Origin of the sequence: Altererythrobacter aquiaggeris (assembly GCF_037154015.1) — a bacterium.
Lineage (GTDB): Bacteria > Pseudomonadota > Alphaproteobacteria > Sphingomonadales > Sphingomonadaceae > Aestuarierythrobacter > Aestuarierythrobacter aquiaggeris.
Genome location: NZ_JBANRL010000001.1, coordinates 1,593,319 through 1,609,489 on the forward strand (window position 1 = coordinate 1,593,319; position 16,171 = coordinate 1,609,489).

Sequence of the window (16,171 nt, forward strand, 5' to 3'; positions counted from 1 at the left end):
CCGTTCTTGTCGCAGATTGTGCCTGCCTCTATCGCCCCACTATGGATCTCACCCGCTCTCCTCTCGCCCGCCCGTTTCCCGATATGCCCGATATTGCAGGTGCAACGCCGCGTGTGGTCCGGGCAGGTTACAAGAATTGGGACCGCGCCGATCTCACTTATGTCGAACTGGCCGAAGGGACCGCGGTTGCGGGTCTGTTTACGCAAAATATCTGCTCATCGACAGAAGTCGATATGGGGCGTGCACAGATCAAGGCCGGGCGCGCACGTGCGCTGGTGGTCAACGCCGGCAATGCCAACGCTTTCACCGGTTATCGCGGGCGCGAAGCGGTGGAACAGATAATGGGTCAGGTAAGCGCAGCACTGGGCTGTCCGGCGGATGAGGTGTTTGTCTCCTCAACCGGAGTAATCGGCGTACCTCTGCCCAAGGATATCGCCAGCCAAGGCGTGGCTAAGGCGCTGTCTGCGGAGCCGTGTTCATGGGAACAGGCTGCTGCAACTATCGGAACTACCGACACATTTACCAAGGGCGCGCGCACATCGGCGATGATCGGCGATACGCGGGCCGAACTGGTCGGCATTATCAAGGGCAGCGGCATGATCGCGCCCGATATGGCGACGATGCTGGGATATATCTTCACCGACGCGGCGATTGACCCGGCTTTCTTGCAGGAATTGCTTAGCGCCGCGAATGCGCCGACATTCGGCTCGATCACCGTCGACAGCGATACGTCAACCAGCGACACCGTGCTCGCCTTTGCGACGGGTAAAGCGGGCAACGCGCCGTTGACCGGATTTACCGATGCGGGCGCGGATGCCTTCGCTGCTGCGCTGGCGGATATGTGCCGCCAGCTTGCCCATCTGGTAATCCGCGACGGCGAAGGCGCGCAGAAATTCATTGAAATTGCGGTCACGGGCGCCCGGTCAGACGACAGCGCGCGCCGAATCGGTCTTGCAGTGGCCAATTCGCCGCTGGTCAAAACAGCCATAGCGGGCGGCGATGCCAATTGGGGCCGCGTGGTGATGGCAGTGGGGAAAGCGGGCGAACCCGCGGACCGGGACAGCCTGTCCATCGGCTTTGGCGGCATCTGGGCAGCGCGTGAAGGCCTGCCGCTGGTCGATTATGATGAAGCACCGGTCGCCCTTCATCTGGCGGGCAGCGAAGTCGATATCCAGGTCGATCTGGGGATAGGCGATGGCCGCGCAACCGTTTGGACCTGCGACCTGACGCATGGCTATATCGATATAAATGCGGATTATCGCAGCTGATGCAAGCCACCGCACCGGACGCCGAATTGCACAGTTCGGTCGGCACATTATTGCGCAAGGTTTCGCGGGAAATAATCCTGCCGCATTTCCGTTCGCTGGCGGCTGACCAGATCGAAACCAAGGCGCCGGACGATGTCGTGACGGTCGCAGACACTTTGGCAGAGGAAATGCTCGCCGAAGGGCTCGGGAGAATTATTCCCGGTCTGCCAATTGTCGGCGAAGAAGCTGCTCACGCTGATCCCGCTGTTCTGGAACGACTTGAAGGGTCCTGCTGGATCGTCGATCCGATCGACGGGACGAACAATTATGCGGCGGGTAACGCGCCTTTCGGAATTTTGCTGGCGTTGGCCGATGGCGGCACCGCACATACCGGCTGGATTTATGACCCGTTGAAGGACCGCTTGTGCAGCGCACATCGCGGCAAAGGTGCCTTTGTCGATGGCGAGCGCATTATCGCCAAAGCGACCGGCTCCAGCCCGACCGTCGCGGCTATTTCACTGGTATTTATGGACGATGCCCAGCGCGAGTCTGTTAAAACCCGCATCGCGCCGCATTACGAACTGGTCGATATTCCGCGCTGCGCGGCAGAACAATATCCGCGTCTGGCGCTTGGCGAAAACGATGTGTCGATTTTCGAGCGCACGCTGGCGTGGGACCACGCGGCGGGCGTGCTGTGGCTCAACGAGGCGGGCGGCATGGCAGCAAGACTGGATGGCAGCGCGTACCGCGTCGATGAACACGGGCGAACCGGCCTTATCGGTGCCAGTTCGCCCGCAATATTCGAAGTGATGGCAGACAGGCTTGCCGCCCTGCATGATTGAAGCTGCCTGATTGATGCCGCCGGATCAGATCAGCCGGCAAGTTCGCTTTCAAGCCATTGCTTGAGTTGACCCTTTGGCGCAGCGCCCAGTTTCTGGGCGACTTGCTTGCCATTCTTGAACAGCACCATCAGCGGGATCGACTGGACTCCGATTTCACCCGGCACGCCGGTATTTTCCATGATGTCCATTTTGGCGATAGTAACCTGTTCGCCCAATTCTTCGCTGATTTCTTCGAGCGCGGGGGCAATCATCTTGCACGGTCCGCACCATTCGGCCCAGAAATCCACCAGCACGGGCTTGTCGGATTCAAGCACATCGGCTTTGAAACTTGCGTCGGTTACATTCACGGTTGCCATTAAAATTCTCCTTGGTTGCACTGTATCTAGAGCGCGTGTCTGTCCATGCAACGCATCAGGACCGATAGCTTTCCTCAGGCGCGGCCAAGCCTGGTTTGTTACGCTCCAGCACATCGGCAGGAATCGCAATCAATCGAGGTGTCTGGGTGTATAATACCGCCGCGGCGATTGTGCGCCCGGGATAAATGACCCCCAGCGCGGCTGCATAGGCCGACATCTGCTTCAATGTCGAGGCGGGCACTTGCGACAGGTCTGCGGGCGGCCGGCGGGCTGTCTTGAAATCAACCACCGTAACCGTGTCGGCAGTTACCATCAGCCGGTCGGCGGTACCGGCAATCACCTGACCGCCAAATGTTGCCGCCAAAGGTATTTCGGCCAACGCATCCGGCGCGAAAATATCGGCGAAGTCAGGGTCGCTCAAGACCTTCAGCGTGGCAGCAAGCATCTCGGCGTGATCTTCAGCAGAAAGGTCGGGTGCCTGGCGGGATAACCACGCTGTGGCTGCATCGCCGCGTTCTGCCGGTATGATTGCTGGCAACCTCTCGAGCAGACTATGCATCAGCGATCCGCGCCGCGCGGCCTGTTCGGCAATTCCGGCAGGCAGCGGCGGATAGGCATCCTTGTCGCCGCCCGCCGCTGACGGGGCAAGCGGGCGCGGAGGACGCGGTTCCGCACCGACGGGAGTGCCGGCCCATGGCGGCAAAGCTGCCCGGCCAACAGGCGTTTTTGCCGGCTCCAGAGGAATAGGCGGCGCCAAACTGCCCCATTCGCGCATCCCGCCCCAAATCTTGTCGTGCGTGCTTTCGCCGGAGAATAACGAGGCAAGCCTTGCATACCAGCTATCGGGCGCAGGCTCGGTTTCCCTCAGACCAAGCGCGCCGCCAATAAACAGTGCCTCCTCCGCGCGGGTCATGGCGACATATAGCAGCCGCCAGTGTTCCTCCCGCTCTGCCTTGGCTGCTTCCGCTTCGGCCTCGGCAATCCGGCCATGCTTTTCCTCGCGGCGCAGCGGCGGCAGCGGCACGGTCCGGGGATTGACGTTTGCTGCCTGTCCCTCCGGCACCTGTTCAGTCAGGGTCAAGCCGCGTGTCGGGGACGCATCGGGATTGCCCGTCGCATCGGCCAGGATGACGATGGGCGCTTGCAGGCCTTTCGAACCGTGGACGGTCATGACGCGGACCAGGCCATCGCTGGCCCCCGCCTCGCGCTTGAGATCGCCGTCACCCGCATCGAACCAGCGGATAAAGCCTTGCAGGCTGGCCGTGTTGGTCGCGGTGAAGGTGTGCGCAGCATTAAGCAATTCATCGATCGGATCGCCGGCTTCGCGGCCCAGCCGCGCGATCAGCCTCCTCCGGCCCTGCCATGGCCCCACCAGCATCCAGTGAAGCAAGGCTTGCGGCGGTTCGTAATCGGCGCGTTCGAGCAGTGCCTCCAACCGGCTGATCGCGCCAGCGGTATGTTCGTTGCGGCTCCCGCGAAGATGCCGCCACAAGCGCATACCCTTGGGACGGTGGGCAAACCGCAGCAATTCGTCCTGCGACCAACCGATCAACGGCGATACGAGCAGATTGGCGAGGCTGAGATCATCGTCGGGCTGAACCGCGAAACGCAGCGCGGCGAGCAAATCCCTGACCGCCAATGGTGCCCCCAGCCGCAACCTGTCAACACCGGCCACCGGGACGCCTGCCGCGTGCAATCTTGCCACAATCAAACCGGCAAGATCGCGGCGCTTGCGAACCAGTACCATCACGTCGCCGGGCCCGGCATTACGCGTTTTGTCCTTTACCAGCGGGAAACCGTTATCCATCCAGATCTTGACCTGAGTGGCGATTTTTTCCGCCATCGCGCGTTCGGGCTGCGATATCCACGTTTCCGCTTCGCCGCTTTCGTCATCATCGCCAGGCGCATCAAGTACCGGATCCCACAGCGTCACCAAACCGGGGCGATCTGCTCCGATATGCGGATCGGACTGATCTTTCAGACCCAGATTTTCATCGCCGATCGCGGCGATGGCTGCATCGACAAATTCGAGCACAGGCTGCGCGGTGCGGTAGGACCGGCCCAAACCCAGTTCCATCAGCGGACGCGCGCTCAGGGCATCGCGGTTCGCACTGGCGTTGCGCGCAGCCGCCGCCATCGCACCGCGTACGCGGACCTTTGCCGCATCGAAGTTTTCAGGACTGGTCCCCTGAAAACGGAAAATCGCCTGTTTGTAATCGCCAACCACAAACAATGTCCGCATGATCCCGTCGCGTGCGCCCTCGCCGGCAAGAAATTCCTCGATCAGCGCGAAAACAATCGACCACTGGCTTTCGTTGGTGTCCTGCGCCTCGTCGATCAATATGTGGTCGAACTGGCGGTCCAGTTTATAGCGGATCCAGTCGGCAAGATCGGAGCGCGTGAGGAGAGCGGCAGCGCGGCGGATCTGGTCGTCGAAATCGATCAATCCCTCGCGCAGCTTGGCCTCTTCCCATTCCAAGGCGAAGCGCCTTCCCAGATCGAGCGCGGGCGTCAGCCATTGTGCCAGATCAAGCAGGGATTTGACCCCGCGCAGTTCTTCGATTTGCGCCCGCGCCCGCGCGGCGCAATCGCCGTAGGATGCATCGCGCTTTTCCATATGCGCCAGGCTTTTGATGGTCCCGTCCTTGTTCAGCAGCGTGCCGTAAAAATCCTCCAGATTTTCCAGCCTGTCCGCCGCATCCATCGCCAGCCAGTTGCGAATGGACGCAGCGCCCGAGAGCCCGGTTTTGGTACCCCAATCCTCCAGCGCCTGTGCGCAATATGCCAACGATTGCACATCACATTTTGCATCGCTGCACAGCGCCGCCATATCTTCGGCGGAGGCATCGCCGGGTAGCCCGAGCAACCGGTTGACCCGGGGCCGCAAATTGCCTTGCCAGCCGGTTTTACCAAGCCACACTTCGCGCGCGTCCGCACAGCGCATCAGCCAGCTCTGGACCCCGTCCGGCCCCATCCGCATCGACAGATCCGACACTGCGGCCAGCGCAGATACATCGCCCCCCCTTTCCGCATCGACGAGCATTTCAGCCAGCACATCATGCGCCAGCAGATCGCGGTCACGGTCCTCCATCGCGCGCGTACCGGGGGTGAGGTCAGCTTCTTCGGGAAAAGCCGCAAGCAACCACTGGGCAAACGCGTGGATCGTGTCGATGCGCAAACCGCCACCCGGCGTATCGAGCACTCCGGCAAACAATGTCCGCGCGCGCGCCTGCGTTTCGGGCGAGACATCGGCACCAATGGCCAGCAAATCCTTGGCCAGCGCGGCCGGCTCCATCCGCACCCACCCTGCAAGCACTTCGTTCACCCGCGTGGCCATTTCCGCCGCACCTGCCTTGGTAAAAGTCAGGCACAATATTTGCGAAGGCGCGACTTGCGGTTGGAGCAGCAGCCGCAAAACTCGCGCGGAAAGCACCTGTGTCTTGCCCGTGCCCGCCGATGCGCTGAGCCAGACGCTTTCCTGCGGATCCACGGCGTCGCGCTGGTTATCTTGCAAGGGATGTACGGTTACGGCCATCAGTCGCGCCCGATCCATTCGTCCAGCCGCATCAGCTGGTCATACGTATCATAAGTGGTCGCATCGGGATTGAGCCGTGCGGTAAACGGCTCGCTTCCGTTGATCCACCGGCCCAGCGCCTCGGTAAGATAGCGCTGTGCTTCGGGCAGAAAATCCTCCGGCGGGATACCGCTGCGCTTGCGGCCTTCGAGCAGCGGCGTTTCGATATAGCCGAAACCTGTATCGCTGTTGCCCTTGGGGTCTTTTGCCAGCGACCAATATTCAAATCTTTGCGGATTGCCCGTCAGCCCCGCGAACCCGCCGCCGCGGGCCATCAGACCCAGCGTGCCAAGCTGCAGCGCATATCCCCTCGCCACTTGTTTGCCGGAAGGCGGGCTGCCGGTTTTGTAATCGACAATCGCCAGCCCGCCGTCAGGCAAGCGGTCGATCCGGTCAACTTTCCCGTAAACGCGCACGCCATCGACGCGCATCTCGCCCCAGCTTTCAGCGCGCACCACTTCGCGGCCCAGATCGGCGATCGCCTGAACGGCCCATTCCAGCGCTGCAAACAGACGCGGGCGCCACAAGGCGCGCATTAGCGGATGTGCATTACGGCGGGTCAGGACTGCATCGGCAACTGCGCGGAAATCGCCGCCGACCTTGTGCCATTCCTCCAGAATTTCATGCGCCACCGTACCCTTCCAGGCGGCGGAGGGTTCCGCGTCAAGCGCATCCAGATCGCGCAATCGCAGGATTGAGCCAGCATAAAACTGGTAGGGATCGCTCCTCAACCGGTCGAGCGCGGTGACGCTGATTTCGACATCGCGCTGTTTGGCATCCGGCGCCGGTGCCGGACGTGGATATGGTGGTTCAGGTTCCGCGTCGTCGATTGCTCTTGCCAGTTCCACCACAGTTTTTTCCAGGTGGTGTTTTGCAAGGTCATCGCCCAGCAGCGCGCCAACGCGCAACAGGAAGCGCGATGCAATCGCGGGCCCTCTGCTGTCCCGTTCGGCGCGGCTCAGCACTACCTCGGGGGCGCCGAGCGCAGCGGCCATATCATGCGCGGACAAGCCAATGCGGAAGTCCGCCCCCGGAACACCCAGAGCGCGCAGAACAGCCGGGGCAAGCAAGGGATCGGCGGCAGGCGCTGCGGGCCAGATTCCTTCGTTCAACCCGCCGCAAATCACCAGATCAGCCCGCGTCATCCGCGATTCGAGCAAACCGTAAATGGCGACACGCGGATGTCCGCCATACGGCGGCCGCACGGCGACGCTGTCCATCGCATCGCGCAAAACCGCGGCCAGGTCGCGCGGATCAATGCGTGTTCCGACTTGCCGGGCGTGCATCCGCAAACGCTCGGCAAAGCCCGACAATGCGCGGCCATCTTCCTTCGACCACAGACTTTCGCCCGCCAACGCTTCGCCTGTTTCAACCAATCGATCTAGCAATGCGGCAAGCGGCGCCCTGTCATCAGCGCCGGCAACATCAGCGGGAATTAATGTTTCCAGCAGCGCTGCGGTATCTTCCCACCAGGCGCCTATGCCCGGGTGTTTTTGCTCCAGCTGCGCGACCCTGGCCGTTACCGCCTCAAGCCCCGGCGCATCGCGCGGTCCGCGCAGTTCGAGTTCGAGTGCGCGCACATACCGCAGCCATTTGCCGCGATCCAGATCGCGCGACACAAGCGGATGACCAAGCAGCGCCATAAGCGGAACAGGCGCGGCCTGCCCGGCACCGATTTCAGCCAGCAGCAGGAACAACCGTCCGGCGGGGGTTTGCGATAGCACTCTACCAGCCGAATCGTCTGCGGCGATGTTCCAGCGCATCAGATGCGCCGCCACGCGTGCCGATAGCGCGCGGTCGGGTGTTATCAGCGACACCCGCCTGGCGGGCACTTCCAATGCTTCCCGGATGAGCAGCGCGATGGCCTGCGCTTCCTCCTCCTGATTGGCGCATTGCATCAGCCGGACACCGCTCAGCCGGCGTTGATCGGGCCGCAGTTCCGCCCACCGCGCACTGGCCGCAGGGGGCAGAAACAGGTTCGAAATTGCGTGCGTCCGTTCGGGCGGCGCGGCACCGATACCCTTGCGGTGCCACTGCCGCACTTCGCCGCGCGCGACGCCCATGCGGTTAAGCAGCAATTTCAAATGATATTGCGGATGCGTCAGCGCATCGCCGCGCTCGAACGGTGTATCGTCCGAACCACCAGCGCTGCCGAGTTCGTCCCACACGCTGTCGTCCAGCGACAGGTCGAGGTCGGGTAAAATTACCGCCCCTTCGGGAAGGTCGGAAATGGTCCGCAGCAATCCGGCCAGCGCGGGCGCAGCACTGGTGACACCAGCCGCCACAATCGGCGTTTTCGGGGGCTGTGCAGCCCAGCGTCTTGCGGCGTGTTCGAACAACAGGTTTCGCCGTGTCGATGCATCGACCAGCCCGCTGCCCTGCAATTCCGCCAGCCACATTTGCTGAACCAGATAGAACAGCTTGGTGTTTTCTCGCCAGTGACCCGCCAGGCCTTCCATTGCCTGCAGGACAGGCTCCTCCCACAAGGCGTCGGGGGCGACGTTTTCGACCAGCAGTCGGTCCATCGCCGCAGCTATCTGCTGGGCCATCCGCAAAAGGGCGGCACCGCTTGGCGGATCGCGGCCAAGTTCCTGCATGGCCAGCGGGACAAGGCCGGCAATCTTCAGCCAGCGATACGTCGGATCGGCAGCCGGCGGGATCTGCTCGGCGCTGCCAAGCGGGTCGAACAGCGCGCCAAGCGTTTCATCAAGATCAAGATCGCCGACAACTGCCATGCGCGGCATCAGCAGGCCGGCCTCGCCCGCCGCCCCGGCGTGACGGATAAACGCTTCGCCGATAGTGCGCGCGGCCCGCTGGCTGGGCAACAACAGGGTTAGTCGCGCCAGACCGATGCCTTCTTCGGAATAGCGCGGAACGAGGCCCGCGACCAATGCATCGGCGAAGCCGCGATGTGCCGCGATGGAATATATCCGGGGTCCCACCCGATGGCCGTGTCCGCGCTCAGCCAAGCTTCAGCGCCGCTTCCGTCGGAGCGATGGACTGCGGGGTTCCGACTTCGAACCATATTCCGGTAAAGGCGATGCCGAACAACCGCTGTTCCCCGATCGCCCGCTCCCACAGGATATTGGTCGAAAATCGGCCCTCCGGCGCATCGCGCAGCAATCGGTGCGACACCAACTGGATACCGGTGTAGATATACGGAGCTATCCGGCCCGAACGGCGGCGGGTGATTTGGCCTAACGGCCCAAGGTGAAAGTCACCCTTGCCGCGAAAATTGGCTGCGCGCGCGTGCGGGACGACCAGCAGCAGCGCATCCATCTCGTCCGGATTCCAGCGGGCCGATAAATCGGCGAACGCGCTGCGCGGTCCGTCGAGCCAGATGTTATCCGAGTTGAGGCAGAAAAACGGGTCGGGCAGCCGGCCCCGCGCCTTGATCATCCCGCCGCCGGTTTCGAGCAGCATGTCGCGCTCGTCCGAAATTTCGACTGTGGGCGCTATGCGGGCCGCGACATGGGCTTCCAGCGCATCGGCAAGATAATGGACATTCAGCACTACTTTGGCGACACCGGCTTCGGCCAACCGGTCCAGCGTGTGATCGACCAGCGGCTTGCCCGCGACGCGAACCATCGGTTTGGGCTGCGATGCCGTCAGCGGGCGCATCCGTTTGCCAATCCCGGCAGCCATCACCATGGCAGTATCACTCGCCAGGCCGGTCACGAAAGCCTGTCCCCGCGCGCGTCACGCAATGATTTGGGAATGTTGCGGTCGAACCAGTTCGACACCGGTGCGAGTGCAGGATGCGCCAGATCGCGTTCCAGCGCCGCCCAGACGCGCGGGATCATACCAAGGTATCGCGGCTTGCCGTCGCGCTGTGCCAGCCTTGCAAATATGCCGACGATTTTCGCATTTCGCTGCGCACCCAGCCGCGCATAATCGGCTTCGAATTCGCATCCGGCGTCGGTGTTCGCGAGATAGTGCTGCAGCATCCGCTGTTCCAGACCGGGCGAAACGTCACGCCTGGCATCCTGAAGCAGTGACACAAGATCATAGGCAGGATGCCCGACCAGCGCATCCTGAAAATCGATCAGACCCTGTGCACCGCCTTCCAGCAGCATAATGTTCTCGGCATGATAATCGCGCAGAACGGTCACATTTGCGGACCTGTCCGCTTCGAGAGGTTCGAGCACTTCATTCCAGGCGGAAACGAAGCCGGCGTGATCTGTATCGATTCCCGCCAGCGGGCAGTACCACTGCGTAAACAAGGCCGCCTCGCGCTGATAAGTCGCCATATCATACGGCGCGAACGGCCCCGCCGGTTGCGCGTGCAATTCGACCAGTGCGTCAATCGCGGTCCGGTAGGCAACATCTTCGTCTGCGGGATGATCGTCCAGCCAGTCGCGCATTCGGTCATCGCCGAAATCTTCAATCAGGACCCAGCCTTGCGCCGCGTCCGCAGCGTGAATTTCAGGCGCGCGCAGGCCATGTTCGCGCAGCCAGGCGCCAACTTTCAGAAACGGTTCGGGATCTTCGTGTGGCGGCGGCGCGTGCATCAACATCGCACCGCGTGCACCGTTACGGATGCGAAAATAGCGCCGGAAGGACGCATCACCGGGCAACGGTTCGACATTCGCTCCGGCCCACCCTGCCGACTCGAGAAAAGCATGAAGTCCGTCAGGAAGATCGACCGGTGAAATTGTCATGGGATGCGGGATAGCCAATCGGCGCCCGCTTCTACAATCGCAATTCGACCTTCATCCGCAGTTTCCAGCAGGATCGACAGGCATGCGCTTTCATGTGCGAAGCCGCCAGCATGATCCGGCCATTCCGCCAACAATGCCGCACCCTCGCGGTAATCATCCAGCCCGATCTCCTGCGCCTCGCCGGGATGCTTCAGCCGGTAGAAATCAGCATGGGCAACCGCCAGCGTCGTGGCGGGCGGATCGTAGGTTTCAATAATCGTAAAGGTGGGCGACGGAACTTCGCCCTTATAGCCAAGCGCTGCAATGACCGCCCGCGCCAGGGTCGTTTTGCCCGCACCCAAGCCGCCTGTCAGGGCAACCACATCACCCGCCCTCAATTTATCGGCGATTCGCGCGCCGAACGCTTCCATTGCAGCGAGATCGGGTAGTGTAACTCTCACGGGAGCAGGATCGTGGCTGTCGTACCTTCACCGCTGCGTGAAACGACCTCCAGTGTGCCGCCATGAGCCTCTATCAGCTGCCTGGCGAGCGGCAGGCCAAGGCCGTTACGCTGCGGAATATCGCCATTTGCCGCGCTAACCTTACCTCCCATTGCAGCGCCAAGTTCCCGCTTCGACATTCCTGCACCATTGTCGGACACAACCATTTGCGTGCCACCCTTCGTGCGTGAAACATCGACAAGGATCTTGCCGCCCTTCGGCGTCGCGGCAATCGCATTGTCGAGCAAATGCCCGAATGCGCGGGAAAGCTGGTGTTCGTCTGCGTCGATGATCCCGGCCGACTTGTTGCCGCGTAAATCGAGAGTCAGGCCAGCTTCGACAATCACCTTCTCGCGCGAACGGACGACTTTGGTTGCCAGCGGCATGACGTCGATCCGCTGCTTTTTAAGCGGCAACAATCCTGCCTCGCTTTGCGACAGGTCGAGCACATTTTCGACCTGATGGCCAAGCCGGGCGACCGATTCCAGAATGGCGTTTACATATTCCTGCGCCTGCGGCGTCAGCTCGCCCGCAACACCGGCCTGAAGAAGTTCGGCAAACCCGCCGATCGAGGTCAGCGGTGTCCGCAATTCATACGACATATTCGCAAGAAAGTCGGTCTTGACCGTATCGGCTGCTTCCAGCGCCTGGTTGCGTTCGCGCAAGGCATCCTCCGCACGCTGCGAATCGGTAATATCCAGAACCGTCAGCAATCCGTTACCGTCAGGCAGGGGAACACCGGCAAATTCCAGCACCCGCTCGTCCGCGAGTGTGATTCTGCCGGCCTTCTGCTTGCGGTCAAGCGTCGCTGCACGAATGACCTCCCCGATCGCGGAGATCCGCTTGGGCCTGGCCAGCTTGCCCGCGATTTCGGCCAGCAAATCTTCGGCCAGCGGATGGGTCGCGAGGAAATCTTCCTCCAGCTTCCAGTCAGCCGCAAACCGGCGGTTCCACAATTGCAAATGCCCGTCGGGCGAAAACACTGCCAGCGATTCGAAAAGACTATCGAATGTTGCGGTTCTGGTGCGCAACAGCGTATCGCGCCCCGCAGCGATTGCCAGTTGTTCGGTCCGGTCTTCGGCCACGAACACCAGTCCGCCATCTGGCATCGGCTGGCCCACCACGCGTAAATGGGTTCCGCCCGGCAGCGGCCACGCCTCTTCCTGCGGCTCCCCCGCAGCAAACCATTCCGCGTGTTCCGCGCGCCATTGCGGGAAATCGCGCACCTCGGGGATTTTGCCTGCGTCGCGCGCGATCACCAGCAGACGTTCGAAATCGGGGCGCTCCGCGAGATTGGCAGAAGTCAGCGCAAATATGCGCCTGAAGGGCTGGTTGGCAAAGGTCAGCCTGCGCGCCGGATCGAAAGTCGCAACGCCGACCGATAGCTGATCCAGCATCGACTGCTGCGCTTCGCGGAATGCGCGAAAAGCACGCGCCTGTTCCTCCATCTCCTCGATATCGACGGCATACCCAGCAACGCCCTCGTCGCCCAGAGGAAGGTCGCTGACCCGCATCGTCCGGCGCTGCCCGTCAATCGTGGCTGCAACATCACGTTCCGCCGCTTCGCCCTTTTGTGCAGCCTGTTTTGCAACATCTGCCGGGCTCGCCCCGCCGACATCTTCGACCAGTTCCAGCTGCTCGCTGACAACGGCTTCGGCGCTGGCACCGCCCACTGCCCTGACATAGGCGCTGTTGACCAGCCGCAACTGGCCTTCTTTTGCGCGGAACCACATCGGCATGGGCGCCGCTTCGATCAGACCCACCAGCGCGGCAAAGTCGCCGCGGGCACGGTCGCTTTCCTCGCGCAGCCGGCTCAGTTCGCTTTCGCTTTCGCTGAAATCGAAAATCCACACCAGCGCGGCGCCGCCGGGCGATATTTGCGGGTCGGCCAACGCCCCGCGCAGCGCCAGACTCCTTGCCGACCCGGGCGGCGTCAGCGTCATCCGAAAAGGCGCGGCGGTTTTCTGCGTTTTGCGAACCGCTGCGGTCAGTTCAGCCAATTGCGCCGCGGCCAGCCCCTTGTCGCCGCCCTGCGACAATTCACTGAGATAATCGGGCACGGCGGTAAGCCCCAGCCAACCCGCCAGCCTTTCCGGCGCTTCGATCCGGCCATCGGCGCGCACCAGCAACGGGACCACAGGTGCCTCGTCCAGCATGCGTGACAGGCGCCGCGCCGCTTTGCGGCCGGACGCGGCGTTCCGGCTTTTCAGATTAGCCGAAAACATCATCCATGCCGCGCCGGTGGTCCAGGCTGCAAGAAGCAGTCCCAGAAGGGCCATGGATGTCGCGGTCAATTGCATATGGTGCAGCTATGCCCCTGCGCGAACGGATGCAATGGCAACACGCGGTCCGCAGTTAAAAAACAGGCCGTATCGTCCCGGCAATCGGCAGGGACGATACGGCCAGTGCAGATTTAGTGTCCGGACCTAATAACGGTAATGTTCCGGCTTGAACGGGCCTTCGACCGGAACGCCGATATAATCGGCCTGTTTCTGGCTGAGTTGTGTCAGTTTGACGCCCAGTTTTTCGAGGTGGAGCTGCGCCACCTTTTCATCGAGATGCTTTGGCAGGACATAAACGTCGTTCTTGTACTCGTCGCTTTTGGTGAACAGTTCGATCTGCGCCAGCACCTGGTTGGTGAACGAACAGCTCATCACGAAGCTGGGGTGTCCGGTCGCGCAGCCAAGGTTCACAAGCCGCCCCTTCGCCAGAATCATGATCTGCTTGCCATCGGGGAAAGTCACCAGATCGGTGCCGGGCTTGATTTCGTTCCAGTCATAATTGTCCAGCGCGCCGATCTGGATTTCGCTGTCGAAATGCCCGATGTTGCACACGATCGCCATGTTCTTCATCGCCTTCATATGCTCGGCGGTGATGACGTCTTCATTGCCGGTTGTGGTGACGAAGATATCGCAGCGTTTGGTGGCTTCTTCCATCGTGACGACTTCATAACCTTCCATCGCCGCCTGCAGCGCGCAGATCGGATCGATTTCCGTAACCATGACGCGTGCGCCGCCATTCCGCAGGCTGTCTGCCGAACCCTTGCCGACATCACCAAAGCCGGCAACGCAGGCAACCTTGCCCGAAAGCATCACATCGGTAGCGCGGCGGATAGCATCGACCAGACTTTCGCGGCAGCCATACAGATTGTCGAACTTCGACTTCGTGACGCTGTCATTCACATTGATCGCCGGGAAAGGCAGCTTGCCGTTTTTGGCGAGCGAGTAAAGCCGGTGCACGCCGGTTGTGGTTTCTTCGGAAACGCCGGTGATATTCTCGACCGACTTCGACAGGTATCCAGGTTTGGCCTTCAGATATGCCTTGAGCGCCCGCTGCATCTCGATTTCTTCGGCGTTCTGCGGTTCGGGCAATTCTTCGCCGGCTTCCACGCGCGCGCCCCACAGCGCAAACATCGTCGCATCGCCGCCATCGTCGAGAATTATGTTGGCTGTCCGGTCGGCGTCATCCGCTGTCGCCCAGTCGAATATGTTGCCCACATAATCCCAGTATTCGGCCAATGTCTCGCCCTTGATTGCGAAAATCGGAACGCCGCTTGCCGCCATGGCGGCAGCCGCGTGATCCTGAGTGGAAAAGATGTTGCAAGTGGCCCAGCGAACTTCGGCGCCAAGCGCGGTCAAAGTCTCGATCAGCACAGCAGTCTGGATCGTCATATGCAGCGAGCCGGTAATCCGCGCACCCTTCAGCGGTTTGGTGCTGCCATATTCCTCGCGCAGCGCCATCAGGCCCGGCATTTCGGTTTCTGCAATATTGATTTCTGCACGCCCGTATTCTGCGAGCGAAATATCCTTGATTATATAATCCTGTTTGTCAGCAGCCACGATATTGCTCCGAAAGATCCATGAGATGAAAAGGTGCGCTGGCCCGCTGTTGCCAGAGGCAGTGAGGCAGGCGGCACGAGATGTTCCGCCGCCCTTAACGGTTAGGCTATACGAAGGCAATTGCTGTAAATTCATCGTCGATTGCCCATCCGGCTGCCTTGCGCCGCGCACTGCGGTCCCTATGTGTGGGCCCGAAGAGATTTTTTGAAAGGAAGCACGCAATGACGATTTCAGTTGGCGATAAATTACCCGACGTAAAACTGGTCAAAGCCACCGAGGCGGGCCCCGAAGCTGTGCAGAGCTCCGACTATTTTGCCGGACGCAAGGTCGCGCTTTTTTCCGTCCCCGGCGCATTCACACCGACCTGTTCGGCCAAGCACCTGCCAGGGTTCATCGACAAGGCTGATGAACTGGCCTCCAAAGGTATCGACGAGATTGCCTGCACCGCAGTGAATGACGCGTTCGTCCTGGGCGCATGGAAATCATCCAACGATGCCGATGCGGTCACCATGCTGGCTGACGGTAATGCCGAATTTGCCGAAGCGATCGGACTGACAATGGACGGCAGCGGCTTTGGCATGGGCAAGCGCGGACAGCGGTTTTCGATGGTCGTGAACGACGGCGTGGTCGAACAGCTTAACGTCGAAGCGCCGGGCGACTTCAGCGTCAGTTCCGCTGAACACATGCTCGAGCAAATGTAACCACAGTGTGGATGCAACTGGTCATCAAGGCGCTGATATCCGGCGTCCTTGTGGCCATCGCTTCAGAAGTTGCCCGCCGAAGCCCCGGTTTCGGCGGGCTGCTTGTATCTTTGCCCGTGGTAAGCACGCTGGCGCTGATATGGTTATGGAATGATTCTGGCGGCGACAGTAGCAAAGTGGCCGACATGGCGATCGCCAGTTCGATTTATGTCACGGGTTCGCTGCCGGCATTCCTGACACTGGCAATGCTGCTGCGACGCGGCACCGGTTTTCCGGCCTCGCTGGCCATAGCGGCGGTGGTCGCGATGCTGGGCTATCTGGGCGTATCGATGATCGGCAGCAGGCTGGGCTGGCCGGTCTGATTATGAAGTGCCAGCAGGATGCGTAACCCGCCAGCCTGATCACTACCTTGCGGACACGCCGGCCTGCCAGAAATGTCCCCACCATCGGGCGCGTCGGGAGCGGTGGCAGC

The 16,171-nt window shown here is 61.4% G+C and carries 12 protein-coding genes; 4 read left to right on the top strand and 8 right to left on the bottom strand.

Annotated elements, in window-relative coordinates; genetic code table 11:
- Window positions 1–41: 41 nt before the first annotated feature.
- Entirely contained in the window at window positions 42–1,268 is a 1,227-nt protein-coding gene (gene argJ / locus WFP06_RS07835; protein WP_336986659.1) for a bifunctional glutamate N-acetyltransferase/amino-acid acetyltransferase ArgJ, read from the top strand.
- Window positions 1,268–2,089, top strand: coding sequence for an inositol monophosphatase family protein (locus WFP06_RS07840; RefSeq protein WP_336986660.1), 822 nt, complete (start codon window positions 1,268–1,270; stop codon window positions 2,087–2,089). Before argJ ends, WFP06_RS07840 begins: the two co-directional genes overlap by 1 nt.
- A 29-nt stretch (window positions 2,090–2,118) precedes the next feature.
- Here the strand turns inward: WFP06_RS07840 and trxA are convergent, their stop codons facing one another.
- From trxA to ahcY, 8 genes are all read right to left on the bottom strand, one after another.
- Window positions 2,119–2,445, bottom strand: a complete 327-nt coding sequence (trxA, locus tag WFP06_RS07845; protein WP_336986661.1) for a thioredoxin — start codon at window positions 2,443–2,445, stop codon at window positions 2,119–2,121.
- Window positions 2,446–2,500: 55 nt separating this feature from the next.
- Complete coding sequence (addA, locus tag WFP06_RS07850) at window positions 2,501–5,980, bottom strand: double-strand break repair helicase AddA (RefSeq protein WP_336986662.1); 3,480 nt, start codon at window positions 5,978–5,980, stop codon at window positions 2,501–2,503.
- Window positions 5,980–8,988, bottom strand: a complete 3,009-nt coding sequence (addB, locus tag WFP06_RS07855) for a double-strand break repair protein AddB (RefSeq protein WP_336986663.1) — start codon at window positions 8,986–8,988, stop codon at window positions 5,980–5,982. Before addB ends, addA begins: the two co-directional genes overlap by 1 nt.
- The gene (locus tag WFP06_RS07860) at window positions 8,981–9,697 is read right to left on the bottom strand and encodes a nucleotidyltransferase family protein (RefSeq protein WP_336986664.1); all 717 of its coding nucleotides are present in this window, start codon (window positions 9,695–9,697) and stop codon (window positions 8,981–8,983) included. Before WFP06_RS07860 ends, addB begins: the two co-directional genes overlap by 8 nt.
- On the bottom strand, window positions 9,694–10,680 hold the full coding sequence (locus tag WFP06_RS07865; RefSeq protein WP_336986665.1) for an aminoglycoside phosphotransferase family protein: 987 nt from the start codon (window positions 10,678–10,680) through the stop codon (window positions 9,694–9,696). The genes WFP06_RS07860 and WFP06_RS07865 overlap by 4 nt, the downstream gene beginning before the upstream one ends.
- A complete protein-coding gene (gene tsaE / locus WFP06_RS07870; RefSeq protein WP_336986666.1) occupies window positions 10,677–11,120 on the bottom strand; it encodes a tRNA (adenosine(37)-N6)-threonylcarbamoyltransferase complex ATPase subunit type 1 TsaE in 444 nt (147 codons plus the stop codon). Before tsaE ends, WFP06_RS07865 begins: the two co-directional genes overlap by 4 nt.
- Window positions 11,117–13,459, bottom strand: coding sequence for a PAS domain-containing sensor histidine kinase (locus WFP06_RS07875; protein ID WP_336986667.1), 2,343 nt, complete (start codon window positions 13,457–13,459; stop codon window positions 11,117–11,119). The genes tsaE and WFP06_RS07875 overlap by 4 nt, the downstream gene beginning before the upstream one ends.
- A 126-nt stretch (window positions 13,460–13,585) precedes the next feature.
- Window positions 13,586–14,998 carry an adenosylhomocysteinase gene (ahcY, locus tag WFP06_RS07880; protein WP_419716220.1) on the bottom strand — a complete coding sequence of 471 codons (1,413 nt, stop codon included), beginning with the start codon at window positions 14,996–14,998 and terminating at the stop codon, window positions 13,586–13,588.
- Between the two features lie 221 nt (window positions 14,999–15,219).
- Between ahcY and WFP06_RS07885 the strand changes: the two genes are divergently transcribed.
- Window positions 15,220–15,699: a peroxiredoxin gene (locus WFP06_RS07885; protein WP_336986668.1), complete on the top strand. Its 480-nt coding sequence runs from the start codon at window positions 15,220–15,222 to the stop codon at window positions 15,697–15,699.
- 11 nt (window positions 15,700–15,710) lie between these two features.
- Window positions 15,711–16,061 carry a DUF3147 family protein gene (locus WFP06_RS07890; RefSeq protein WP_336986669.1) on the top strand — a complete coding sequence of 117 codons (351 nt, stop codon included), beginning with the start codon at window positions 15,711–15,713 and terminating at the stop codon, window positions 16,059–16,061.
- The last annotated feature ends 110 nt before the right edge of the window (window positions 16,062–16,171 follow it).